This window comes from Massilia sp. Leaf139, from assembly GCF_001424165.1.
In the GTDB taxonomy this organism is placed as follows: Bacteria; Pseudomonadota; Gammaproteobacteria; order Burkholderiales; family Burkholderiaceae_D; genus Telluria.
This window is the reverse complement of the sequence record NZ_LMOJ01000022.1, coordinates 583,304-605,961: the sequence shown is the minus strand read 5'-3', so window position 1 is coordinate 605,961 and position 22,658 is coordinate 583,304. Positions and strand designations below refer to the sequence as shown.

Annotated in this window: 18 protein-coding genes; 8 read left to right on the top strand and 10 right to left on the bottom strand. The window is 70.9% G+C overall.

The window, feature by feature from the left end; translation table 11 throughout:
- The coding region (locus ASF77_RS14105; protein ID WP_056340314.1) for a right-handed parallel beta-helix repeat-containing protein at window positions 1-1,115 on the bottom strand (1,115 nt) is incomplete at its 3' end.
- Between the two features lie 239 nt (window positions 1,116-1,354).
- On the opposite strand from ASF77_RS14105, the gene ASF77_RS14100 reads away from it, so the two are divergent.
- Window positions 1,355-1,714, top strand: coding sequence for a DUF1566 domain-containing protein (locus tag ASF77_RS14100; protein WP_229445446.1), 360 nt, complete (start codon window positions 1,355-1,357; stop codon window positions 1,712-1,714).
- Window positions 1,715-1,946: 232 nt separating this feature from the next.
- On the opposite strand, the gene ASF77_RS14095 is transcribed toward ASF77_RS14100, so the two are convergent.
- Both ASF77_RS14095 and ASF77_RS14090 read right to left on the bottom strand, forming a co-directional pair.
- Window positions 1,947-3,389, bottom strand: a complete 1,443-nt coding sequence (locus tag ASF77_RS14095; RefSeq protein ID WP_056340309.1) for a M20/M25/M40 family metallo-hydrolase — start codon at window positions 3,387-3,389, stop codon at window positions 1,947-1,949.
- A gap of 91 nt (window positions 3,390-3,480) precedes the next feature.
- Entirely contained in the window at window positions 3,481-4,617 is a 1,137-nt protein-coding gene (locus ASF77_RS14090) for a metallophosphoesterase (RefSeq protein ID WP_056340306.1), read from the bottom strand.
- A gap of 265 nt (window positions 4,618-4,882) precedes the next feature.
- Here ASF77_RS14090 and ASF77_RS14085 point away from each other — a divergent pair, with 265 nt between their 5' ends.
- From ASF77_RS14085 to ASF77_RS14065, 5 genes are all read left to right on the top strand, one after another.
- On the top strand, window positions 4,883-5,332 hold the full coding sequence (locus tag ASF77_RS14085) for a PXPV repeat protein (protein WP_056340303.1): 450 nt from the start codon (window positions 4,883-4,885) through the stop codon (window positions 5,330-5,332).
- A 125-nt stretch (window positions 5,333-5,457) separates the two neighbouring features.
- On the top strand, window positions 5,458-6,411 hold the full coding sequence (locus tag ASF77_RS14080) for a protein kinase (protein WP_056340300.1): 954 nt from the start codon (window positions 5,458-5,460) through the stop codon (window positions 6,409-6,411).
- The gene (locus ASF77_RS14075) at window positions 6,408-8,750 is read left to right on the top strand and encodes an FtsW/RodA/SpoVE family cell cycle protein (protein ID WP_056340297.1); all 2,343 of its coding nucleotides are present in this window, start codon (window positions 6,408-6,410) and stop codon (window positions 8,748-8,750) included. Before ASF77_RS14080 ends, ASF77_RS14075 begins: the two co-directional genes overlap by 4 nt.
- Window positions 8,720-10,276, top strand: coding sequence for a hypothetical protein (locus tag ASF77_RS14070; RefSeq protein WP_056340294.1), 1,557 nt, complete (start codon window positions 8,720-8,722; stop codon window positions 10,274-10,276). Before ASF77_RS14075 ends, ASF77_RS14070 begins: the two co-directional genes overlap by 31 nt.
- A 2-nt stretch (window positions 10,277-10,278) precedes the next feature.
- Window positions 10,279-10,722 (top strand): SH3 domain-containing protein, encoded by a 444-nt coding sequence (locus ASF77_RS14065; RefSeq protein WP_056340291.1) that lies wholly within the window; start codon window positions 10,279-10,281, stop codon window positions 10,720-10,722.
- Window positions 10,723-10,726: 4 nt separating this feature from the next.
- Here ASF77_RS14065 and ASF77_RS14060 read toward each other — a convergent pair whose 3' ends face one another.
- Window positions 10,727-11,197 (bottom strand): GNAT family N-acetyltransferase, encoded by a 471-nt coding sequence (locus ASF77_RS14060; RefSeq protein ID WP_056340500.1) that lies wholly within the window; start codon window positions 11,195-11,197, stop codon window positions 10,727-10,729.
- Between the two features lie 91 nt (window positions 11,198-11,288).
- Between ASF77_RS14060 and ASF77_RS14055 the strand changes: the two genes are divergently transcribed.
- Both ASF77_RS14055 and ASF77_RS14050 read left to right on the top strand, forming a co-directional pair.
- A complete protein-coding gene (locus ASF77_RS14055; protein WP_056340288.1) occupies window positions 11,289-12,248 on the top strand; it encodes a PP2C family serine/threonine-protein phosphatase in 960 nt (319 codons plus the stop codon).
- A 129-nt stretch (window positions 12,249-12,377) separates the two neighbouring features.
- Entirely contained in the window at window positions 12,378-13,847 is a 1,470-nt protein-coding gene (locus ASF77_RS14050; protein ID WP_082493769.1) for an FHA domain-containing protein, read from the top strand.
- Window positions 13,848-14,056: 209 nt separating this feature from the next.
- Here ASF77_RS14050 and ASF77_RS14045 read toward each other — a convergent pair whose 3' ends face one another.
- The 6 genes from ASF77_RS14045 to ASF77_RS14020 form a co-directional block, all read right to left on the bottom strand.
- Window positions 14,057-16,363, bottom strand: a complete 2,307-nt coding sequence (locus ASF77_RS14045; RefSeq protein WP_307181140.1) for a bifunctional serine/threonine-protein kinase/formylglycine-generating enzyme family protein — start codon at window positions 16,361-16,363, stop codon at window positions 14,057-14,059.
- A gap of 33 nt (window positions 16,364-16,396) precedes the next feature.
- Window positions 16,397-18,592 carry a hypothetical protein gene (locus ASF77_RS14040; RefSeq protein WP_056340282.1) on the bottom strand — a complete coding sequence of 732 codons (2,196 nt, stop codon included), beginning with the start codon at window positions 18,590-18,592 and terminating at the stop codon, window positions 16,397-16,399.
- Between the two features lie 71 nt (window positions 18,593-18,663).
- A complete protein-coding gene (locus ASF77_RS14035; protein ID WP_056340279.1) occupies window positions 18,664-19,677 on the bottom strand; it encodes a hypothetical protein in 1,014 nt (337 codons plus the stop codon).
- Entirely contained in the window at window positions 19,674-20,723 is a 1,050-nt protein-coding gene (locus ASF77_RS14030) for a hypothetical protein (protein ID WP_056340276.1), read from the bottom strand. The genes ASF77_RS14035 and ASF77_RS14030 overlap by 4 nt, the downstream gene beginning before the upstream one ends.
- A 2-nt stretch (window positions 20,724-20,725) precedes the next feature.
- Complete coding sequence (locus ASF77_RS14025) at window positions 20,726-21,277, bottom strand: hypothetical protein (RefSeq protein ID WP_056340274.1); 552 nt, start codon at window positions 21,275-21,277, stop codon at window positions 20,726-20,728.
- Window positions 21,274-22,584 carry a hypothetical protein gene (locus tag ASF77_RS14020; protein WP_056340271.1) on the bottom strand — a complete coding sequence of 437 codons (1,311 nt, stop codon included), beginning with the start codon at window positions 22,582-22,584 and terminating at the stop codon, window positions 21,274-21,276. Before ASF77_RS14020 ends, ASF77_RS14025 begins: the two co-directional genes overlap by 4 nt.
- Window positions 22,585-22,658: the final 74 nt, after the last annotated feature.

Genomic DNA, 22,658 nt, shown 5'->3' with positions numbered 1-22,658 from the left:
CGGCCGATGACCGGCGAGCTGGTCGATGGCTTGAAGTTCGGCATCGCGGCGGTGCGCGAGTAGCCGGCCAGCAGCGGCTCGGTGGTGAGCGTGCTGGTATGGGTCAGGCCGTTGCGCAGCTGCCAGTTGTAGGTCGTGTTTTTGTAGACAAGGTTGTTCTTGTACGTGTTGCCGGTGCCGGTCTTGCCCTGCTCCGAGATGCCGTACTTGTTGTCGTACACGATGTTGTTGTGAACATGAACGTTGTTGGCGCCGGCCGAGGTGAAGTAATAGTCACCGCCGCCGACGATAATGCCGAAGACCGACGAGCTCACCGTGTTGTTGGTGATCTTCAGGTTGGTCGCATCGTGCCAGAGGTGGATCGCGGCCGAACCGACGCGATACACGACGTTGTTTTTGATCGAGCCCGAAGTGCTGTGATAAATGCCCTGGACGTAGGTGCAGCCGGCCGGGCCAATATCGTGCACGACGTTACCGATGACGTCGCCCATCACGCCCTTGTAGTAGCTGTCGACGCCGATCGCTGAACCGCCCGCGCTGTTGCATGGGATGGTGGTCGCGGTGTGGTGAACGTGGTTGCCCTCGATGACGTTGTACGAACCGCCCGTGTAGATGCCCAGCGTCCACTTGGTGCCGCTCTGGATCTTCGAACCGTCGACTTCGAAGCCGATGATGCTGACGTAATGGCCGCGGTTATCCCAGGCGGTCTTGTTGACCGAGCTGGCTGGCGGCACGATCTTGGCGCCCCACTTCGTGGTCGAGACCCAGTAGATGCGGCCCGAGGCGGTACCGTTACCGGTGGTCTTGAAGCCGCCGGCATAGCCCGGTGCGACAAAGACCGTCGTGCTCGGCTTGATAGCGGCCTTGGCGGCACGCGCCAGGGTCTTGAATGGTGCGGCCTTGGTGCCGGCAGCCGTGTCTGAGCCAGTCGGCGACACGTAATAGTTGTAGGTGGTTGCTGGCAGGGTGGCGCTGCTCTGGGTGCCTGGGGTGGCGCTGAGGCTGTCGTAGCCGCTCAGGGTGGTCGAGGTTTGTGCCTGGGCGCCGGCGGCGGCAATGGTGGCGATGAGGAGAACGGCGGTGTTGCGGATGACTGCGTTGGCTTGCTTCTTCATGAGGAAATTTCCTAGCGTAAAAAGTGAATACGTAACCTTTGAGGGCAGGAAACTTCCTAAGTTCAACGTTTTCCTCAATAAATTTTCTTGGAGTATCAAACGAATAAATTCACGGATTCGCACGAAATCGAGCAGAACCATGATCCATGTCGTGCTTGACGCGGCAACTAAAGCGAAGAGATGCCGGTCATATCGTTATCACCAGATACCGACGCGCGAGGACACCGATGGGCATCTATATGCAACTACGAGAAACGCTGAAGGAAGGCGAACACTACGCCGGCATCATCCTTGGCAAGGGAGGCGATCCCGACCACCACCTGATCCTGCTGCCGGGCGATGCGGCCGATGTCGGCTGGCCGGGAGCGCTTGAATGGGCAGGTTCGCAGGGCGGCGAGTTGCCGAACCGACGCGAACTGTCGCTCCTGTTCGCCAACCTGCGCGAGCAGTTCGAACGCGAGTGGTACTGGTCGTCCGAACCGCACGAAACGCGCGCGCAACTGGTCTGGGGCGAGAATTTCGCCAGCGGCATCCAGACCGTGTACGGGCGGCCCTTCCGCGGGCACGCGCGGGCCGTCAGGCGCGTGCCAATCGACTGAGGTCGGGCGCCGCCGGCCGGCCTGCCTCTTGCGAGAGGCAAGGCCGTCCGCACGCGCCGTGCGCTGGATTTCGTCCAGGAACCCACCTTGGCCGCTTGCAGGAGGCCGATCGCGCCAGCTGCGTGAGGCGCAGGCCTGTATTCCCGGCGCCGAGCTTGGTGCGGACGTGCCGCGCGTTTCCTAGGGCTTTCGTGCTCTCGCCCTGCGGACTTCCTGCGGGTTACGTATTGTCTTAACGGGCAGGCACTACCGCGCGTCCGATCGGCTCCTCGACATTGGCCAGGAACCAGGCCGTCGCCGACATCAGCGCCACATGGCGGCGCAGGTTCTCGGGGTCGACCTTGTCGAGCGTATCGGCTGCCGTGTGGTGGTAGTCGAAATAGCTCGAGGTGTCGAGCAGGGGCGCGAAGCTCGGGACGCCCGCACGTTCGAGGCCGGACAGGTCGCCGGTCGAGAGCGCGTCCTGGCGCTGGAAAACGCCGGCGCCGATCGGCTGCAGGGCGGCTTGCAGTGGGGCGAACAGGCGGCTCGCGTTTGCCGGCACGCTCGCGCGCAGGCCGAACGGACGCCCTGCCCCGTTGTCGCTTTCGATGGCGCCGATGTGGCTGGCGGCGTTGGCCGTGTTCGCCTCGAGATAGGTGCGCGCACCGCGGGTGCCGTTCTCCTCGTTCATCCATGCGATCATGCGGATCGTGCGGCGCGGGCGGTAGTCGAGCTTTTTCAGGGTGTCGAACACGGCCATCGCACTGGCCACGCCCGAAGCGTCGTCGTGGGCGCCGGTGGCCAGATCCCAGGAGTCGAGGTGGCCCGAGACGATCACGATCTCGTCCGGCTTGTCCGTGCCCGGCAGGTCGGCGATGACGTTGAAGCTGTCGGCGTCGGGCAGGATCTGCGGGGTCAGCACCAGGCGCATGCTGAGCGGGCCGCGCTTGGCCAGGCGGCCCATCAGCATCGCATCCTCGCTTGTCACGGCCGCGGCGGGAATGCGCGCGCCGTCCTGCAGACCGGTATTGCCCGTATGCGGCAGGCGGTAGGTCGCGCCGCCGACGGATCGCACCAGCGCCGCCGCGGCGCCCAGTTCGGCCGCCATGCGCGGGCCGTTGCTGCGATAGTTCGACCCCTGGCCATAGGCCTGGCCGGCCAGGCCGCGATCGGCCATGCCCTGGTCGAAAGGCACGTCGAACAGCACGATGCGGCCCTTCACCTCGGCCGCACGCGCCTTCAGTTCGTCGAAACTCGACACGATCACCACCTGCGCCGTCAGGCCCGCAGCCGGGGTCGCGCCCGAGCCGCCGAGGGCGGTCAGCACCACGCGCTGGCTGATCCCTGCCGGGCGGCCGCGGTACTCGACCAGCTCGCCCGTTTCCTGCCCGCGCACCCAATGCGGCACCTTCACCGGCTGCAGGGTCACCTTCGCGCCCAGCTTGCGCATGGCCTCGGCCACCTGGTTCACGGCCGCCGCCGCGCCGGGTGAGCCCGACAGGCGTGGGCCGATCAGGTCGGTCATGTCCGCCATGCGTTCCCAGGCGTAGTCGCTCTTGAGCGCGGTATCGCGGATCTTCGCCAGCGCGGCCGGATCGTTGCCGGGACTGGCGGCCGTGGCCGCGGCGGGCACGCCGGCGGCGAACAAGGCTGCGGCGAGGAGGCCGAGGGCGGGATGGCGGAGACGGTTCATGCGTTCGATCCTTCGAGTGGTCAGGATCGCAACGATAGCGTATTTGGCAAGCTTTGGCTGTCTTTACGGAATCATCCGGCTCAGGCCGCGTTCAAGCCGCCACCAGCCGCACCAGCGTGATCTCCGACGGCGCCCCGAAGCGTTTCGGCGGCCCCCAATACCCCGTGCCGCGGCTGGTGTACACCCACAGCCGGCGCACCCGGTGCAGGCCGGCGACGAAGGGCTGCTGCAGCGGCACGAACAGGTTCCATGGGAAGAACTGGCCGCCATGGGTGTGGCCCGACAGTTGCAGGTCGAAGCCGGCGGCGGCGGCGGCCGTGGCGCTGCGCGGCTGGTGCGCCAGCAGAATTTTGACAGCCACATCGGGCGGTGCTCCGGCGGCGGCCAGCTGGGGATCGCTGCGGTGGGCCGGATTGAAATGGTGGGCCGAATAGTCGGCCACGCCGGCGATCATCAGCGCCGCCCCGCCCCGCTCGCGCACTACGTGCTGGTTCAGCAGCACCGTCAGGCCCAGGCGCCGTAGTTCGAGTATCCATTCCTCGGCGCCCGAATAATATTCGTGGTTGCCGGTCACAAAGAAGGCGCCGTCGGGCGCGGACAGGCGGGCCAGCGGCTGGGTATGCAGGGACAGGCGCTGCACGCTGCCGTCGACCAGGTCGCCGGTGACCGCGATCGCATCGGCGCCGAGCGCATTGACCCGGTTGACGATGGCGTTCAGGTATGGCCGCTTGATGGTGGGGCCGACGTGGATATCGGAAATCTGGGCGATCGAATAGCCGTGCAAGGCCGGCGGCAAGCCCTCGATCGGCACGTCCACCTTCACCACCCGCGCCACGCGCCGCGCGTTGACGAAGCCGACGAAGGTCACAAGCAGCGTCAGCAGCGGCACCGCCAGCGCGCTGTAATACGTCAGTTCGGCACTGGCAAAGCCCAGCAGCGCCGCCGGCAGCAGCACCAGGTCGCGCAGGAAAGTCAGCACCAGCAGCGAGGAGAACAGGCCCATCGCCAGCAGCCCGATCCAGGCCAATCGCTCCGACCAGCGCCGCCGGCGCAGCGAGGAGGACAGCAGCCCGACCGGCACCAGCGCGGTCGAGAGCAGCAGGAAGGCGCCGCCCGCCAGCACGCCGGCCAGATCCAGGCCGAGGGCCGGCATCAGGCGCAGGCCGATATACACGTGCAGGAGCACCAGCAGGAATAGGACGACAAGCAAATTGCGGCGTGCGGACATGGATGCGAGAAAGAGAACCGTCGGAGAACCCAGATGGGGCGGCCACGGCCTTCTGCAAGGCTCGCCGAAAGAATGTGGCCGTCGATCTGACTGCCGGATGAGCGTCAGATGTAACCGTGGACGTGCGGGATGTTACCGGCGACGGCTCAGTTGTAAGAATCTGTATTAGCCCGTGCGATGGCCGGCGGGCCGGTCTATAGTTCATTCCATGCCCCGGCGTCACAGCGATCATGTCGATCCTCGTTGAGGCAAAAAAGGAAAAGCCATGTTGAACAAAAAATGCTTTGGTGCGGTGATCCTGGCCGCTGTCGCCGTCTCGCCCTCGGCATTCGCTGGCGACCGCGGCACGAATACGGCGGTCGGCGCGGTGCTGGGCGCAGCGATCGGCGCCAGTGCGGGCGGTAGCGGCGGCGCGCTGGTCGGCGGCGTCCTCGGCGCGGCGGTCGGCAACTCGATCGGCGGGCACGACGGCCGCCACTACAACAACCGCGGCTACGCCTCGGTGAACTACTACCAGCCGGCGCCCGTCTACGTCCAGCCACGCCCGGTCTACTATGAGCAGCCGCGCTACTACCGCGAACCGACCGTCGTCTACGTCGAGCAGCGTGGCCGCCGCCACCACCATCATGGCTATGACCGTGGTCATGGCCGCGGCTACCGCGATCACGACGGCTACCGCGATGGCTACCGCGACCGCGACGGCTACCGCCGCTGATCCCGCCCCGCAGCCGACAACATGAAACCGCGTCTCCGGACGCGGTTTTTTTTCGTCCCGCGTTTCCATCGCCCTCCGCTAAGCGTCCACAGCGGCATCCCGGCCGCGTCGATGGGGGAGGCAGGATGGAAAGCGGCGAGATCGTCACCTTGGGCGCAGGCCATTACCGGCTGTGCGCACCGCTGGCGCAGTCGAGCTATGGCCTGGTCTGGCGCGCAGAGCGCGACGGTGTCGGCGCGGTCGCGCTGAAACTCGTCAACCGCGCGCAGATGAAACGCGCCGAGCCGTCCCTGCGCGCGCGCTGGAGCGAATGCGCGGTGCGCGAAATCGCCTTCCTCGCCGGCCTCGCGCCCTGGGACGCACGCCATATCGTGCGCCTGCTCGACCATGGCATGCACGAAGGCCTGCCGGCGCTGGCGCTGGAACTGCTGGGCGGCGACCTGGCCGCGCACATGGCGGCGCGCGCCGCCGGCAAGCCGGTCGGCCTGGCGCAGGCGCTGGCCTGGATCAGCCAGGTCAACGCGGCTCTGGCCAAGGTGCACCAGCACGGCTGGCGCTATCTCGACCTGAAGCCGGCCAACCTGCTGCTCGACCCCGCCACCGGCGGCCTGAAGCTGGCCGACTTCGGCACCAACCGCAGCTTGCAGGATGCACGTGCCCATTCGTATGCCGGCACCGCCAGCTGGCAGGCGCCGGAACAGTTCTTTCCGGCCTGTCCCGATGCGTCGCTCGGCTATGTCACCGACGCGCGCGCCGACTATTTTGCGCTGGGCGCCCTCTTCTACTATCTCCTCACCGGCGGCGCGACGCTGCGCTATTGCAGCGCCTGCGGCGACGCCTTCCGCGCCCACGGCCGCGCCGGGGCGGCGCAATTGCGGGAGCACCCCGTCCCGATCCTGGCCGAGGACGAAGCGGCCCGGTTCCTGGCCTGCGCCGCCAATGGCGAAGGCGACGCCCACGCGGCGCTGGCGCTGCTGCGATCTCTTCTTGCACGCCGTCCGCAAGACCGCCCGCCGCATGCGCTGGCGATCAGCCGCCTGATCGCGGCCGCGAAGAATGACTGGCGGGAGGCCGCATGATGCGCGCCGCCGGATGGAAACTGGCAGCGGCCGCCGTGCTGGCGTTGCTATGCGCCCTGCAGGCGCTGGCGCTGCTGCGCACGCCGCCGGCCTGGCTGCCGCGCACGATCGAAGTCGCGCTCGCACCGGGCGCCGAACTGGTGCTGGGCCGCTCCGAGCTGGCCGCGCCGCAGGCCGCGCGCCACCACCTGCGCCTGCGCCGCGACGCCGCAGGCGCCTGGTTCGCCGCGAGCGCCGACGGCGCGCAAGGCCTGCGCTTCGAGCGCGGCGCCGAACGCCTGGCGGGCGGCACGCTCGCCTTGCGCGCCGGCCAGCGGATCCTGCTCGGCGGCGCGCGCTACCGCATCGATGCCGCGGATACCGGCGCGGTCGCCTTTCACGATGGCCGCCACGCCTGGCGCTACGATGGTGCGAACGTGCTGCGCGACGGCGCCGCGCTCGGCGCCTGCCCTGGCGCGACGCTTGGGGCGCGCCTGCGCGGCCTGTGGAATCGCTGGGTGCCGCGCCCGCTGACCGTCGAGCGTCCACTGCGCTTCGGCGGCAACCTGTCCTGCGACACGCAAATCGGCATTCCCGGCGCGGCGCCCGGCACTGCCCGCGTCAAGCTCGAAGCCGGTGTGCCGACCCTGAGCGCGGCAAGCGGATTGGAACGCGCGCCGCTGCTGGTAGTCGACGGCGGCCCGCCGCGCGACCTGGCGCTGGCCGAGCAGGCGCTTGCCGGCGTCGGCGCAATTACCGCCGGGCGCACCCGCCTGCTGCTCCGCACCGATGGCGACATCCTGCACTTGCAGCCGGCCGGCAGGGTCGCGCTCTTCCCCGCGCCGCGCGCCGAGCTGCCCGCCGGCCTGCGCTGGCAGTGGGAAGAGCGCGACGCCTGGCGCTGGCCGGCGGCCGCAAGCCGGTGGCTGGCGCTCGCCGCCGCCTGGGGCCTGCTGGCGGCCATCCTCGCCAGGCGCACGCGCTGCCGGCGCGATCCGCGCGCGGCATTGCACCTGGGCGGCGCCGTCGTCCTGTTCCTGGCAGGCCTGGGTCTGCTGCTGGCCCAGCGCAGCGGCGACGCGCCGGGCGTCGGCCCGACCTTGCTGCTGTCTTGGGCCGCGCTGTGGTTGTCGCTGCTCGGGCGGCGCAGCGGCGCCGTACTGGCGGCCGGCCTCCTGCTGCTGGCGGCCGGCCTGCTGCTGCAGCTCGAACTCGGCACGGGCGCGCCCGACACCGCCTGGCTGCGCCATTTCCAGAAGACGGCCGCGGCGACCACCGCCGGCCTCGGCCTGCTGGGCCTCGCCCCCCTGTTCGCGGGTGCCCGCGCGCCGCGTCAGGCCCAGGTCGAGTTCGGGCTCCTGCTGCTGGCCGGTGCCGCCCTGGCCGCCTTGCTGCTGCAGGTCGCCTGGGGCGACGAGACCGGCGTGTTCGACCTGCAGCCGGTGGAATTCGCCAAGCTGGCGCTGACCGTGCTGACCGCCCACTGCCTGGCGCTGGGTCTGGGCAAGCGCGAGGCCCGCGGCGGCGCCCTGCTGCACTGGCTGCGGCTGGCCTCGCCCGCCCTGCTCTTCATCCTGCTGCTGGCCGTGGCCCTGGTGCAGGTCGACGATTATTCTCCGCTGATCCTGGTGCTGGTGTGGGGTGCGGCCATGCTGCTGGCCTGGTCGTGCGCGGCCCGCAAGGCGGGGCCGGCGCTGCTGGTGGCGGCGCTGGCCGCCGGAGCCTGCCTGGCCCTGGCCGTGCTGCGCGGTGCTGCGCCGGGCGAGGTTGCACAATGGGGCTTTTATGGCGAGCGCTTCGGCGTCTGGCTCGACCCGGCAGCCCATCCGCACACCGGACAGCAATTGCTGCTGGGCGCGGACGCGATCCGCGCCGGCGGCTGGTTCGGCGCCGACGGCTGGTTCGGCCTGGCGGCGATCGGCCACGGCGCGCTCGATGCGCTAGCCATCCCCGCGGTGCAGGACGATTTCGCGCCCTCCTTCCTGCTGCAGCGCCACGGCCTGGCCGCCGGCCTGCTGCTGTGGGCGCTGCAGGCCTTGTTCCTGGGCCTGCTGCTGCGCGCCGCCTGGCAGGCCTGGGCGCGCGGCGCCGGCGCGCGCGACTATCGTGCGGCCTGGCGCGGACGCTTCCACGCCTTCGTGCTCTGCGGCGGCGCGGCCTTCGTGTTCGGCCACTTCCTGCTGTCCTGGGGCACCAATTTGTCCTTCTTTCCGATCATGGGCCAGCCGATGAGTTTTCTCTCCGCCGGCGGCTCGCACCTGCTGTTTTTCATCTTCCCCCTGCTAGCGTTTGGCGTCGCAGGCGCCCACATCACCGAGGAGAATCCACCATGCCGGTCTACGTCCAACACGAAACCCTGAACCGCGTCAGCGATGTCTTCAACGCCGAGGCGCTGTGGCAGGCGCCGGGCCTCGCGCTGCTGAACCGCCGCCCCTACCTGCGCGACCTGCTCGAACGCGCCCCGCGCGAGCAGCGCGGCCGCGCCGCCACCCGCTGCTTTTCCCACGTGACCCTGGTGCTGCCGCAGGAAGAGGTCGACGACGACCGCCACCTGACCCGCGGCGCCCGCGTGCGCGACCTGGCGCAGTCGCTGCAGGCCCTGCACCAGAAGGACTTCGGCGACCTGCTGGGAGCGGAGGACGTGCGCTACCACGTGCTCGGCTCCGAGAAGCTCGAGCCGGGCCAGGTCGAGGTCAAGTTCGGCCACGCCGTGTACCTGCCGGCGCCGAACGAACAGGTGCTGCACACGGTGAGCGTCTCGCGCGACAGCGCCATCTGGCAGCCGGTCTGCCCGATCTACCCGAACGGACGGCTGACCGTGCTCGGTGTCGACGCCGCCCGCGCGACGCACGCGGTGCCGGGTTGGCCCTTCGCCCAGGACGCCAACATCCTCCTCATCAACGACGGCCCGGACACGCCGGTCGAGGTGCAGGTGCGTCCGAAAGACGCCTTCGAATGCGCCTTCGATGCCGCCAGCGGCTACTACACGATCCGCGCCCGGGCCGTGGATGCGACCGGCACGCAGCCGCGCCTGCTCCTGAAGATCGTCTCCAGCGGGGCGCCTGCCGCCGCAATGCCGCGGCCCGTGAGTGCAGCGCCGGCGCCGCGCGCGCCCGCCGTTTGGAAAGCACGCGCCCGCAGCCTCGACGACGCCGAGCTGACCGCCGTGCCGGTGCTGCACCGCGCCGGCCCGGCCGTCGATGCGGCCGCGGCGCCGGACGCCACCTATGCGCCCGTGATGCGCCAGCGCGTCAGCCTGGCCGCACTGGCCCTGCCGCGCCTCTCGCGCTACCGCGACACCGGCGCCGCCGCCCTCGAATTCGGCATCGGCCCCGACCTCGCCGTCGGCCCGCCGGCGCCCGACTGCCTGCTCGGCTTCGCGCTCGACGCGCAGGACGGCATCCTTGCCGTCACAGCCGACGGCCGCCAGCGCATCGCCGTGCCGAACCGCTTCGCGCCGCGCGACGGCGTCGAGGTGCGGGTGCTGGCGCCGGCGGCGCTGATGGCCGAGCGCTACAGCGCCATCGTCTGCCTGCCCCAGGCGCCAGGCCTGCCGGTAATCGGCGGCACGCGCCACGTGTTCGGCCGCGCCGCGTCCATGCTGGCCGGCCTGCGCGTGCTCGACGGCGCGGCCTGCCTGCGCAACGCCGATGGCGCGACGAGCGGTGCCGACCGCCTCGGGCTGTCGCGCAATGCCTTCGGCTTCGAAGCCGGCCCGGACGGCTACCGCGTCACGCGCGCGTCGGCCACCCAGGCGCTGTATCACCTGGACGAAGGGTTCGCTTTCGTGGCCGCGATCGAAGCGATGGAGGGCGAGGCGCCGTATGTCGTCCCGCTCGGGCACCACATCGTCGCCGGCCATTACGTGCTGCGCGTCGAGGCTTGACCATGGCGCCCGGCCTGCTCCTGCCGGCCTGCTTCGGCGCGGCCCTGCTGGCGACCCTGGCGCTGGCCGCGCGCTGCACGCCGGCCGCCTGGTGGCGGCGCCCGAACGCGCGCGCGCTGGCCGTGCTGGTGCTGGGCACGGGCCTGATCGGCGGCGCGCTCTGGCTGTGGCTGGCCCCGCCGGCGGCGCCAATCGCTGCCCTGGCCGCGCCGGATCGCGATCTGCCACATGCCGGCCGCAGCTACCGCGTGGCCGACGCCCTCAATCTGCGCGCCGAGCACGGCATCGGTGCGAAACGGGTGCTGGTGCTGCCGGCCGGCGCGCTGGTGCAGGTAACGGGACGGCGCGACGGCGACTGGTGGCAGGTGGTGCACCAGTCGGACGGCGAACGCTACGAAGGCTGGGCGAGCAGCCTGTGGCTGCGCCGCGCGGACGAACGGCGTTAGAGGTCTACGCCGCGGTGTAGCGCATCGGATTGAAGTACAGTCCCTTGACGCACTGGGTCGGCGCGGTGCGCACGAAGCCCAGGGCCTCGTACACCGGCACGGCATAATTCGAGGCGTTCACCGTGAAGTCGCCGCTGCCGCCGCGTTCGACGGCGGCGGCGCGCGCGGTGTCCCACAGGCGCCGCGCCAGGCCCTGGCCGTGCCAGCGCTTGTCGATGAAGAGGTGGAAGACGTGGCTTTTTTCGAGACCGTCGTCGCGTACGCCGATGAAACCGGCGACATCCTGCTCGGCTTCCGCCACGTGGTAGACGAAGCCGGCCGCGAGGTAGCCGCGGATGCCATCCTCGTCGTTCTCGCGCAGGAAGGTGCAGGCGCCTTCGGGGGTCGATTCGTGGACGATGAATTCGCGCGCGCTGGCGCGCAGCAGGGCCGCGCAGGCTGGCAGGTCGGCGGGGACGAAGGGACGAATCAGCATGTCGTGCGCGGCTTTGTCAAAACCATAACTTACCATATGATTTAATCGCCTGGAACAGCCGGGCGGCGACATTCGGGGAGCGCAGGACAAGATGCTTGAAGGTGCGAACGGCGGCGGCCGGCTGGACATCGCGGCCCACAGCAGGATCGGCGCCGGCCCCGTGCAGCGGTCCGAGAACCAGGATAACCTGCTGGTCGTCGACGGCACGGGCGCCGCGACGTTCTTGGCCGGCGGCCAGCCTGCGTCCAAGCAGCTCGCCGGCTGGCCGCCGGGTCACGTGCGCCTGGCCGTGATGGACGGCATGGGCGGCCATGGCCATGGGCGCGAGGCGGCCGAACTGGTGGCCGCCGGCCTGCTGGCCATACCCGCCTGTACCGATCTCGCCGACCTGTCGCATCACCTGGACGTACTCCATGCCCGCCTGCAGGCGCGCTTCGACGCCCTGCACGAGGCGGGGCCGCGGCCCGGCACCACCCTGACCATGCTCGAGATTCCTGCGTCGGGCAATCCGCTGCTCTGGCATGCGGGCGACTCGCGCCTGTACGAAATCACGGCTCAGGCGGTGCGCCCCCTCACCGTCGACCACGTGCCGGCCACGGTGCTGGCCATGGCCGGGCTGATCGACGAAGCTGCCTGGTGGCGCCACGTGCACGGCAGCCATGCGCCGCAGATCGCCCAGGCCTTCATCCTGGGTAACACCTTGCGCGACCCGGCCCGCCTCGACGACGGCCTGTTCGCGCTCGATGCGACCACGCTGCCGCCCTGGCTGGGCGCCCTGCCCGACCGCCGCGCGCTGTCGCTGCGCTTCGATGCCACCTACCTCCTGGCCACCGACGGCTTCTGGTCGTGCAGCGACCCGGCCGAATTCGTCGCCCGCTGGCCGCGCCTGTTCGCGGGCGGCGACGCACGCGCTAGCCTGGACGCCCTGTTCGCCGAGATGGAGGCGCGGCCCCCGGTCGGCCTGCAGCCGGACAATCTGAGCGCCATCGTGCTGCGCCTGCGCCCGCAGTCGGGTGGGCGCGACGAGACGGCACTGCCGCAAAGCGCCTGAACTTCGGCTGTCGATCCGGCTGTTGCTTTACAATAGGAAATAATGCGGTAAGTCAACACAACCAACCCCTGCCGCGCGCCACCGCTGGGCGAATGCGCGTAAGCTTCCCCGGTCTCCGAGGCCCATTCCATGAACCGTTGCAGCCACCCCGATCATCCGCATTGCACCGTCTGGGTGATGCCCGGCGAGAGCGCCTGCGCGCACGGCCACGTCCAGCCGTCCATGGCGCCCGAACCCGCTTTGCCGGAAGTGGCGAGTCCGCCCGCCGAGGACGGGATTCGCCCGATTCCAGCGCCCAACGCCGCGCGTCCGCACCTGCATGTCAGCGGCTTCGATCCGCGCGCGGCCGGCGGGCGCCAGGTACTGAAGCTCGACCTGCGCGGCATGCCATTCGACGCCGCCGCGCAGGCGACCCTGCTGGCCAGCTCGCGCCTGCAACTGGAAAACGGCGAGCGCCACAGCTTCCAGCGCACCGTGCGCGGCGAATGGCTGCCGGTCTTCCTCGAGTTTTCCTCGCGCGGCCTGGAACACGGCCAGTACCGCATCGAGATCGAGCTGCACAGCCGTGCCGGCTCCGCAGCCCGAACCTGGATCGCCACCCTCCTGATCCTGGCGCCGCGCGCCGACGCCAGCCTGCACGAAGTTCACCAGACCTTCCTCGCCACCCACAAGAACGTGCGCGTGCATGCCGAAGACGCCTCGATCGCGCGCGTCGGCGCGCGCACCGGCGGCGGCCGGGTCGACATCGACGTCAGCGCAACCAATGCCGGCATTGCCCACCTCGACCTGGATGCCGGGCACGGCAAGATCGACCTCGGCTTTTCCAGCATCGCCTGGGACGAAGACCTGCTCGAGATCGATGTGCCGGCCCAGGCGGCGGATCACCCCTGCCCGGCGAGCACGGCCTGCCTGGTGTCCGGCGCCACCGACGGAACGCGCCGGCCGCGCCACCTGCGCCTGTTCGCACTCGACGAATGCGTGCTCGGACGCGGCGAGCCGGGCGCCATCGACGCCGACATCCGCCTGCTGCACCATGGCGAGGCCGGCCCCGTGGCCGACGGGCTGACCCGGCGTATCTCGGGCCGCCACGCCCTGATCCGGCGCGGGCGCGACGGCTTCGAGATCGAGGACGTGTCGCGCTACGGCCTGCTGGTCGATGGGGTCTGGCCGGGCAAGCATGCGCCGGTGGCCCTGCGCCCCGGCATGCGTATCGAACTGACGGCTAGCATTCCGGGCGTGGCCGTGCTGGAAGTGACGGCGCTGCTGCCGAACGGGATCCTGCTGCACCGGCTCGATGCCGGCCGGGAGCACGAAGCCTTTTATGTGATGGAGCCCGAGCGCGGTCTGGCTGCGGCACCGCGCCTGGCAGCGCTCGGCCTGCCCCTGCTGTTCCACCGCGACGGCGGCTTCTGGCATCTCGATCCGCTCAGCGGCGCGGAAACCGCCTTGACGCCGGCCATGGGAATGGCGGGGCTGAGCGCCTGGCCCGACGGGGCGCGCTTTGCCGCCCGGCCGTATCCGGAACACCGGAACGGGCCGTCCACGCGCATTCCCCTCCCGCAGGAACGCGCCGTCGGCGACCGCCGCGCCGGCGCCTAGGGGTTCAATGCCCCATCGGCATCAGCACGAGGAAGATCAATCCGCAGCCGGCCAGCAGCGCCGCCTGCAGCGCGAACACGATGGCCGGGATGCGCAGGTCTTCAGGAATCTTCATGGCACGCCCTCCTGTGGGCGATGATGGAATTGACCGCATCCAGCCTACGCCGGATGCCTGCCGCTTTCCACACGCTACCTCGTAGAAATCGACCTCAGGAAAGATCAGGCTCGGGGAACCCGTCCGGCAGTTCGCGCACGACACGGAAACCCACGATATCGTTCGACATCACCGCCGAGAAACCGTTGCGCAGCGCCGAGCGCAGGTAGCGCGGGTTGTACAGCCAGGAGCCGCCGCGCAGGATGCGGCGCGCGCGTTCGCCGCCGCTCTCCCAGGCGCTGCCGTCGACCGGCGCGCCCTGGTAGCTGTCGTGCATCACGTCCTGCACCCATTCCCAGACATTGCCGTGCATGTCGTGCAGGCCCCAGGGGTTCGGCGCGAAGGCGTCGACCGGGGTGGTGCCGCGCCGGTACTCGCCGCGCGGGCCGCCGTTCCAGGTGAAGTTGCCGTCGTAGTTGGCGCGCGTGGTGTCGATCGCGTCGCCGAAGCTGAAGGCGGTATGGGTGCCGGCGCGGCAGGCGTATTCCCACTCGGCTTCGCTCGGCAGGCGATAGCGCTGGCCGGTGCGTTCGCCCAGCCAGGCCAGGTAGGCCTGCGCGTCGTGCCAGGAGACCCCGACCACCGGATGCAGGTCGGTCTGGGGGAAGCCGGGCGCCGCCCAGTTGACCTCGCCGCCCGGCTGCCAGCCGCTGGCCTCGGCAAAGGCGCGCCACTGCCCGACCGTCACCGGATAGCGGCCGATGGCGAAGGGCCGTTCGATGCCGACCCAGTGCTGGGGCGTTTCGCGCGCCAGCCAGTTCTTCTGCGCGCCGCAGGCCATCGCGATCTTGCGCTCGTGTTCCGGGGAGCCCATCTGGAAGCGGCCGGCGCGCAGCGCGACCAGTTCCGGGCCCTCGCCTTCGCCCGCGAGGAAGCGGTCGCGCAGCAGGGTGGGCGGCACGGCGGGCGGCACGGCGGGCGCCGCTGCCGCTGCGGCTTGCGGCGCGGCAGGCGCGGGCTGGGTGCGGGCGCGCTCCTGCTCGGCCAGGTAGGCGGCGGCCGCCTTGGCTTGCAGCGCCTTGCGCTGGATCTCGTCCTGGGCCTGGCGCGCCTTGGCCACCTCCTCGTCGCGGCGCGCGGCCAGCTGTTCGCGCAGGGCTTCGCGGCGGGCGCGGCGCGCCACCTCGGCCTCGGCGCGTTCGCGTTTCTGCTGTTCGCGCAATTGCTGGCGCGCGGCCTGGGCGGCAGCCGCGCGGGCGCGCTCCAGGGCGGTGGCGGCCTGCTGTGCCGCCTGCTGCTCGGCGGGATCGGGAACGGGTTCGGGCGCGGCTGCGGACGCACGCTCGGGCGCGCGCGCGGGTTCGGGCGCGGGTTCGGGCGCGGGCGCGGCCGCCGGCTCAAGCGCCACTTCGAGCGGCTCGGCCTGCGGCGCTTCGGCCGGCGCGCTTGCGGGCGCTTCCAAGCGATCGAGCAGTTCCGACACGCTCCGTGGCCGCACCGCCGGATCGGCGGCGAAGCCGCTGCGCAGGGCCTCCCACTGCGCGTCCTCCAGCCCCGGCGGCCGCACTGCTTCTGGAGCTGCCGGCGCGTCCAGCGCGGCCACCATCTGGTGCACCATCACGGCCACCGCGTAAACGTCGAGCGCGCGCGACGGCATGCTGTCCGGCGTGCCCGCTTCCGGCGCGCGGTAGCCAGGGGTGCCGGATAGCGCCGGTGCGTCGAGCGCCATGCGCCCGCCCGCGCGCGCGCGCGCCGCGATGCCGAAGTCGAGCAATTTCACCTCGCCGCGCGCGGTGACGAAGACATTCGCCGGCTTGATGTCGCGGTGTACCAGCCGGTGGCGCTCCCAGGCATAGTCGAGCGCCGCGGCGACGGGACGCAGCAGGTCGATTGCACGCGCCAGCGGCAGCGCGCCTTCGCGCGCCATTAGGCGTTCGAGGTCGTCGCCCTCCAGGCATTCCATGATCACGAAATAGCTGGACGTGGCCGGATCCTGGGCCCAGTCGTAGACGCGCACGATGTGTTCGTGCGCCAGGCGCCGCGCGCGCGTGGCTTCCTGCACCAGCAGTTTGGCGTGGCCGGCGCTTTCGGTCAGTTCAGGCGAGAGGATCTTCAGCGCCACCTGGGCGCTGTGGCCCAGCTCCGCGTGCGTCGCGAGGTCGGTGGCCTGCCAGACCTGGCCCATGCCGCCCAGCGCGATCAGGCGTTCCAGCCGGTAGCGGCGGTTCGCCGGGCCGACCAGTTGTCCGGCCATCAGCCCAAGCTCGGTGCCGCGCGCCGCCGAGGCCGCGGCCGGTGCAGGCGGCGCATGGGCGGCGTCGAGGATCGCGTTCTTGCGCAGGTCGAATTCCTGGCGGCTCAGCAGCCCGTCCTCGTGCAGGGCGCGCAGTTCGCGGATCTTGTCGATGGCGGTTTGCATCATGCGTGTTTCAGGTGCGTGCTTCAGGTGAGTATGTCAGGCGAGCGGCGCGCCGCAGGCGCCGCAGAAGCGATCGTCCGCGCGCACCGGGTGGCCATGCACGCAGGCGCGCTGCGCGCCCGCCGTGGTCAGCGCCGCGCCGACCGTGCCGGCCACCTGCGCCTGCGCGCCGAGGGCCGCCTTGTTGACCTCGTTCTGCAGGGTCAGCAAGTCGAGCTGGTGGCGCCGATCCTTGTCGACTTCGAGTTCGCGCCGGACGCGCTCGCGCTCCAGGGTTTCCTGGGCCAGGCGCGCGGCGTCCATGGCGCTCATCGCGCCGCCGGCGGCGACCACGCTCGCCAGCGCCGTCAGCTGGCCGGCGTCCATGCCCGCATGCACCCGGGTTTTCAGGTAGTCCGCGAGGATCGCCGCGTTCGGCGCGCCGGCTACGGCCAGCTTGGTGCTGTCGTCCAGTGAGTCCAGCGCTTCGGCGCGCGCGATCTCCAGGCGCGCCAGTTCCAGTGCGTGGTGGAGCTGGGCGGCGCGTTCGGCGCGCTCGGCGCCGAGGCGGCGCAGTTCCTGCTGCCAGTTCGCCTCCTGCTCGGCGCGGCGCTGCTGGTGGCGCCGCTCCTCGGCCAGCAGCGCGACCTCCTTGGCAGCGCGGGCCTGGCGGTGCTCGGCCTCGATCGTGCGCAGCAGCTTCTCGTGCTGGTCGATCGATTCCTGGCGCGCGCCCTGGCGGCGCAGTTCGGCGAGCTGCTGCCCCACGCCTTCGGCGTCGAGTTCGGCGCCGAGCGCTTCCTGGCGCGCGCGCGCCTGGCCCTGCTGCTCGCGCCATTCCTCCTCGCGCTCCTGGGCGCGGCGGCGCGCGGCATTGGCCAGCACCACCAGGGCGAACTGGGCCTGGTGTTCTTCCTCGTCGAGTTCAAGCGCACGGCGGGCCGCGGCGTCTTCGGCGGCGCGCAGGCGGGCAAGTTGCGCGCGCTGGCGCGAGGCGTCCTCGATCTCCTTCGCCTGCTCGACCTTGTTGCGGATCTGCTGGGTCAGGAGCTGCTGGGCGAAGCGCTGGCGCGCCAACGTGTGCGTCTGCTGGGCGTCCTGCCGGGCCACTTCGAGCGCGGCGCGCATGCGGATCGCGGCCAGGGCCTGCAGGTGCGCCCACTCTGCCTGTTCACCGGCGCGCTGGCCGCGCTTTTGCGCCAGCTCGTGCTCGAGCTCGGCCAGGATCTCGCCGGCGCCGCGTTCGATCGCCTCGCGCCGGCTGCGCGACTCCGACACGCGCGCATACAGTTCGATCTCGCGGGCGCGCACGGCCTGCGCACGCTCGCCGTTCACCAGCGACAGTTCGGCGCGCTGCAGCGTTTCGTTCTGCTCCAGCTCCAGGCGGCGCAGGCGCCGGCGCGCGGCCTCTTCCTCGCGCGCGATGCGCTGCCATTCGTGCTCGTCGTAGAGTTCTTCCAGCTGGCGCGCATGCGTCATCTGCACCCGGCGCGCGTCGGCGGCCAGCCACAGCGTGCCGATGCGGGCGCGGTTGGCGTCGAACTTGTCGTGGCGCAGGGCCAGGGTGTCGACTTGCACCACGCCCAGGCCGTAGTCGGCCAGCAGCAGGCGCAGCGCGCCCTGCAGGCGCGCGTCGAATTCGGTGCGCAGTTCGCGCTGCCCCGCCATCTCGCGCAGCGAACGGCTGCCGACGAATTCGGCGGCCAGCTGGCGCACGGCCGGCTGCAGCAGTTCGCGCAGTTGCGTGACCGTCACCGTGCCCGGCATAGTCATGAAATGGCGCGCAAAAGCCGGCACGTTCTCGATACGGATACTCACCGTGAAGCGCGCGCCCATCACCAGGTGCTCGCTGCTGGCGAGGTCGTCGAAATCGAATTCGACCGGCAGCGCACCCGTACGGGTGATCAGGATCTCGGCGTGGCCGTCGCGCAGCAGGTGGTTCAGGCGCGAGAAGAAGCCTTCGATCTCGTATTCCCCCTGCGGCACTTCGGTCGCTTCATCCCCCTGCAGGATGTAGGCGCGCGCAGTCGCCGGCACGCGCAGGGTCTTGACGAACAGGCCGGAGAGCGCCTCGACGCCGAAGAACACGGCAAGTTCGTCGGGGCCGGCGACCCAGCGGTTATCGACCAGCACCGGCGCGTTGCGCGGCGCGCCCAGCGTGATGCCGCAGGCGGCGCAGTAACCGGCGCCGCCGGCATTGCGGTGTGCGCAACGCGGGCATTTGCTGCCGCCAAAACCGAACATCTGCACCATGATCCGACTCCATCTCCAGGACAATCCACACTACGCCACTTGGCTACCTGATTCTATCAGGCGCGCCAAGCTCAAATGATGCCGATCCGCTCGACGCAGGCCAGGCTGGCGCCGCGTGCCGTCAAGGCGTCGCGCAGGCCAGGGGGCAGCTCCGGCTCCCAGGCGCGCGGCAGCAGCACGCGGTCGCCGGGTTGCGCTTCGCGCTCGATCAGCGCGCACTTGGGCGCCAGGCCCTCGACCGCGTCGACCTGCCCTGCATGCCAGGCGGACGAGGCGCCGCTGGCGATGATGCGCCCGCGCGGCACGAATTCGCGCCCGCGCGCCAGGCGGTCGGCCAGCACCAGCGCCAGCTCGTAGGAATTGCCGTGCAAGCCCTCGTGGCCGAAGCGCACCGTGGTGCGCCAGCGCCCCGGCGGCTCGCCGTCGAAATGGCGCGCGCCGAGCAGCACCTGGCGCAGCGACTGCTGGCGCACGCCGTCGATGCCGGGCGCGGCGATCGCTTCCTCGTCGAGCACGGCCTGCGCGCCCAGTGGATAGACCGCCACCTCGACCCAGCTCAGGGTATCGTGGATGCCGCCGCTGTGCAGCGGAAACCAGGCGCGCGCGCTCGAGACCGAGGCCGCCGCGTCGGGCTGCCCGCTCAATGCACCAAGATGGTGCAACAAGCCGGGCCCGCCGGCCAGGGCGTCCGGCGGCAGGTGCGCGGCTTCGTGGCCGTCGATGCGGCCGCGCTGCCAGTCGTCCGACCAGCCGTTCGCGATCACCTTGTCGTCCAGCACCAGCAGGCCACGCACGGCGCGGTCGGCCAGCACCACCGCCAGCTCCCAATCGCGCTCGCCCTCGACGGGCGCGCGGTCGATGCTGATCACGACCTGGTCGCGGCTGTCGTGGCGCGCTTCGGTATGGCGCGCCAGGCGCGCGACCAGGGCCATGCGCGCGGCCACGCCCGGCGCGCCGGGCGCGCTGCACTTGACCTCGGCGCGGCCGTCACGCGGGCGGCGGGTGGCGGTGACGGTGGCGATGCCGTCGCGCAAGCGGGTGCGCACGGCAACGGTGTCCGGCCGTCGGATGAGCGGCGCGTTCATGCGGCCTCCTCGTCATCGACTGCCTTGCGTCGACCCAGCGCCTGTTCGAGATTGGCGACGATGCGGTCGGCTTCGTCGAACAAGCCGTCGAGCCCTTCGTCCTCCGCCTGCTCCAGGCGCGCCAGCAAGGCCCAGGCTTCGTCGAGCGCGCCTGCCGCGCGCAGGCTGTAGCCGATGCGGCGCGCCTGCACCGCAGGCGCGAGGGGCTGGCCCGGCGCCGCCAGCGCGAGCGCCGGCATGGTGGCAGCGGCCAGGCAGGCCAGATCCAGGCGCTGCAGCAAGGCCTGCTGCTGGCGGAACAGGCCCTGCCCCTGCGGCAGCGCCGCCTGGCGCAGGCCGCACATAATGCAGGGCAGTTCGAGGAAGAGGCGGCGCAGCGCGCGCGCGTCGTCGGCCGCAGTGGCGCTGGGTACGTCGTGCTTTGCAGGCGCGACGAACGCAGGCCCCCGAGGCACGGGATCGGCCACGGCGCGCGCCAGCAAGGCCTGCGCGTAATCGCGCGTGCCGCGCAAATCCACCGGCACGCAATCGTCGACTGTGACCCCGAAGCGGGTGTAGAGCAGCTGGTTGAAGCCGCCGCGGAAGGCATTCCACTCGTCCAGGGTCGTGCAGGGCGGCAGCGCCAGGTTGCCCTGGGCCAGTTCGCGCTGCAGGGCCGTCTCAATACGGGCGGCCAGATCAGGCAGGGTCAGTTCACCGTCCGCTTCGCTCGCCAGGAACAGGTCGAAGCGCTGCTGGGCCACGCGCGGATCGATGCTGTCGACGGCGAAGTGCACGCGCAGCCCGATCTCGGGCGCGGCGGCAAAGGGCAGCAGCTCGCAGCCGTAGGGGCCGGAATGGAAGCACCAGGCGCGCTCGCCGTCGGCGAGATTCAGGCGCCCGCCCGCAGTGACACGGCGCGTGTGGCCGCTCGCCGCCACCACCACGCCGACGCCGCCGGGCGGCAGCGTGCAGCCTGATGCGATCGGGCGCGCGACGACCTGCTCGCCCAGCCCAACGGCCTCGAAGGCGGGCGCGCCCGCCATTCGCCTGAACAGTTCCAGCATCGTCACGGCGCCCGTCCCACGCTGAAGGCCGCCCCGTGGCGCTGGAAGTGCGCGCCCGGTTCGTCGGCGAACGGCCAGGCCGCCTCGCACTCGCCGTCCGCATCGAGTTGCCCGGCCAGGATCTCGCCACCATCTCCGTCGAGCACGCGCAGGCGCGAAGCCTCGCGCAGCAGGCGCGCGGCGAATGGCGCCTCCGGCAGCAGCTGCAGGATCACACGCCGCTCGGCGCCGGCGCCGACGAAATGCAGGCGCCAGCAGCCGTCATCGGTGGCCAGCCGGGCCAACGCGGCGCCGCTGTCGGCCGCGCGCAGCAGGCCACGGCTGCCCTGCCAGGCGTCGTTGGCGGCGCCGCGCCGCGCCAGGGCCAGCGTGCGCAGGCGCCGCGCGGTGAGGGGCGAAGCCTGCAGCGCCGCGCGCTCGCCGGCGCTCAGCGGCCGGCTGCCGTCGAGCGCCGCACCAAGCACGGCGTCGTCCAGCATCAGGCGGTCGCCCTCGCGCGGCGCCAGCAGCAGCCGTTCGCGCACGCGCGTATCGAAATCGCCCTTCGTCTTCATGTGCTTCTCCCATTCGGTAGTTCGGCGCTCAGCTTCGCAATCGCCGCGTCACGCCGCTTGCGCAGCGTCGGCAGCGAGACGGCGTCCAGCACCGCGAGCTGCGCCATCGTCGGCAGCGCGTTCGTCGCCGGGTCGCGCCAGGCGTCCGGATAGCTCTCGTCCTCGGGCCCCAGCAACTTCAGGTAGACGGCCAGGCGAACGGCCAGCGAGTCGCCCGCCAGCATGCGCGCGCTCCAGCTGCCCGGATCCTGGGCCGCGCCCGCCGCAACAACAAAGCCGGGGGGCAGTGAAACCGACTGCGCGCGCCGGGCGGCAAGCGGATCGTCGTCCTCCAGCGGCGGCGCGGGCTCCGCTGCGCCCTCGCCTGCGAATTCGCTCTCGCCTTTCAATTCTTCTTCGCGCGCCTCGAGGATCACATCGGGCCCCGGCGTGCTCGCCGCCTGCGACTCGCCCAGCACGCGCCAGTAGTCTTCCATCCACGCGGCCGAAGTGTCGGCGTCCTGCAGCCAGTCGCGGTCGCGGTTGGCCGAGAGGCTTTCGTATTCGCCGATCTCGGCCAGCATCTCGCCGATCTTGAGGGCGTTTTCCTTCAGGCTGTCGAAGCGCTTCGAGCGCGTGTGCAGGGGCCCGGGCGCGCCGTTGAACCGTTCCCGGGTCGCGCTCCAGCGCAAGATCCATTCGGGACGGCAGCCGGCGATCGAAGTCAGCTGGCGCACCTCGATCGGCAGCGCGTCCGTCAAGGGGCGGCCGAGGATGGCGCCAACCTGCTCGCGGTGCTCGCGCCAGGCGGCGAACAGGCGCGCGATCTCGCCGTAGGCCGTGTCGAGCATGCGGTAGGCGTAGATGCGGTTCGGGCTGCACGGGCGGCCGCAGGCAGCCTGGTAGTTGTCGGCGTCGACCTTGTCGCGCAGGACGGCGAACATGTCGTTGAGCTTCTTGCGCAGCAGCGCCTCGCCGCCGGGCTGGCGCCAGAAGAACGGCGCGCGCGCATGCTCGGCTTCGACGGCGCTGCGAAACGCCTCGAAGTCGGTGGGACGCGCCGCCAGTTCATAGGCCAGCAGCAGGGCCAGCTCGGCGACGCTGTCGCCATAGCTGTTGGCGGCCGCTTGCCCGCGCGCGCCGCGGCTGGCCGCATGCAGGCGTCCGGCCAGCAGGTCGACATAAGCGGCCAGCGCCTCGCCGCCTGGCGCGGGCGGGAGCAGTTCGGCAGGATCGCCGTGCGCAAAGGCCTCGAGCGAGCACGCGCCGAGCAGCTTACGCACCTGTTCCCAGCCCGGCTCCTGATACCGGGTTCCCGGCAAACGCATACCTTCCTCTTGTGTGATGGCGTATCCGCCAGATAAGGGATTTTGTAAATCATGCCACAGAAACACAAGATCGA

What these genes read in the sequence shown, in the direction of transcription:
- ASF77_RS14100 (WP_229445446.1), top strand. Translation starts at nt 1,355, where the DNA reads ATGCAACTACGAGAAACGCTGAAGGAAGGCGAACACTACGCCGGCATC.
- ASF77_RS14095 (WP_056340309.1), bottom strand. Translation starts at nt 3,389, where the DNA reads ATGAACCGTCTCCGCCATCCCGCCCTCGGCCTCCTCGCCGCAGCCTTG.
- ASF77_RS14090 (WP_056340306.1), bottom strand. Translation starts at nt 4,617, where the DNA reads ATGTCCGCACGCCGCAATTTGCTTGTCGTCCTATTCCTGCTGGTGCTC.
- ASF77_RS14085 (WP_056340303.1), top strand. Translation starts at nt 4,883, where the DNA reads ATGTTGAACAAAAAATGCTTTGGTGCGGTGATCCTGGCCGCTGTCGCC.
- ASF77_RS14080 (WP_056340300.1), top strand. Translation starts at nt 5,458, where the DNA reads ATGGAAAGCGGCGAGATCGTCACCTTGGGCGCAGGCCATTACCGGCTG.
- ASF77_RS14075 (WP_056340297.1), top strand. Translation starts at nt 6,408, where the DNA reads ATGATGCGCGCCGCCGGATGGAAACTGGCAGCGGCCGCCGTGCTGGCG.
- ASF77_RS14070 (WP_056340294.1), top strand. Translation starts at nt 8,720, where the DNA reads ATGCCGGTCTACGTCCAACACGAAACCCTGAACCGCGTCAGCGATGTC.
- ASF77_RS14065 (WP_056340291.1), top strand. Translation starts at nt 10,279, where the DNA reads ATGGCGCCCGGCCTGCTCCTGCCGGCCTGCTTCGGCGCGGCCCTGCTG.
- ASF77_RS14060 (WP_056340500.1), bottom strand. Translation starts at nt 11,197, where the DNA reads ATGCTGATTCGTCCCTTCGTCCCCGCCGACCTGCCAGCCTGCGCGGCC.
- ASF77_RS14055 (WP_056340288.1), top strand. Translation starts at nt 11,289, where the DNA reads ATGCTTGAAGGTGCGAACGGCGGCGGCCGGCTGGACATCGCGGCCCAC.
- ASF77_RS14050 (WP_082493769.1), top strand. Translation starts at nt 12,378, where the DNA reads ATGAACCGTTGCAGCCACCCCGATCATCCGCATTGCACCGTCTGGGTG.
- ASF77_RS14045 (WP_307181140.1), bottom strand. Translation starts at nt 16,363, where the DNA reads ATGATGCAAACCGCCATCGACAAGATCCGCGAACTGCGCGCCCTGCAC.
- ASF77_RS14040 (WP_056340282.1), bottom strand. Translation starts at nt 18,592, where the DNA reads ATGGTGCAGATGTTCGGTTTTGGCGGCAGCAAATGCCCGCGTTGCGCA.
- ASF77_RS14035 (WP_056340279.1), bottom strand. Translation starts at nt 19,677, where the DNA reads ATGAACGCGCCGCTCATCCGACGGCCGGACACCGTTGCCGTGCGCACC.
- ASF77_RS14030 (WP_056340276.1), bottom strand. Translation starts at nt 20,723, where the DNA reads ATGCTGGAACTGTTCAGGCGAATGGCGGGCGCGCCCGCCTTCGAGGCC.
- ASF77_RS14025 (WP_056340274.1), bottom strand. Translation starts at nt 21,277, where the DNA reads ATGAAGACGAAGGGCGATTTCGATACGCGCGTGCGCGAACGGCTGCTG.
- ASF77_RS14020 (WP_056340271.1), bottom strand. Translation starts at nt 22,584, where the DNA reads ATGCGTTTGCCGGGAACCCGGTATCAGGAGCCGGGCTGGGAACAGGTG.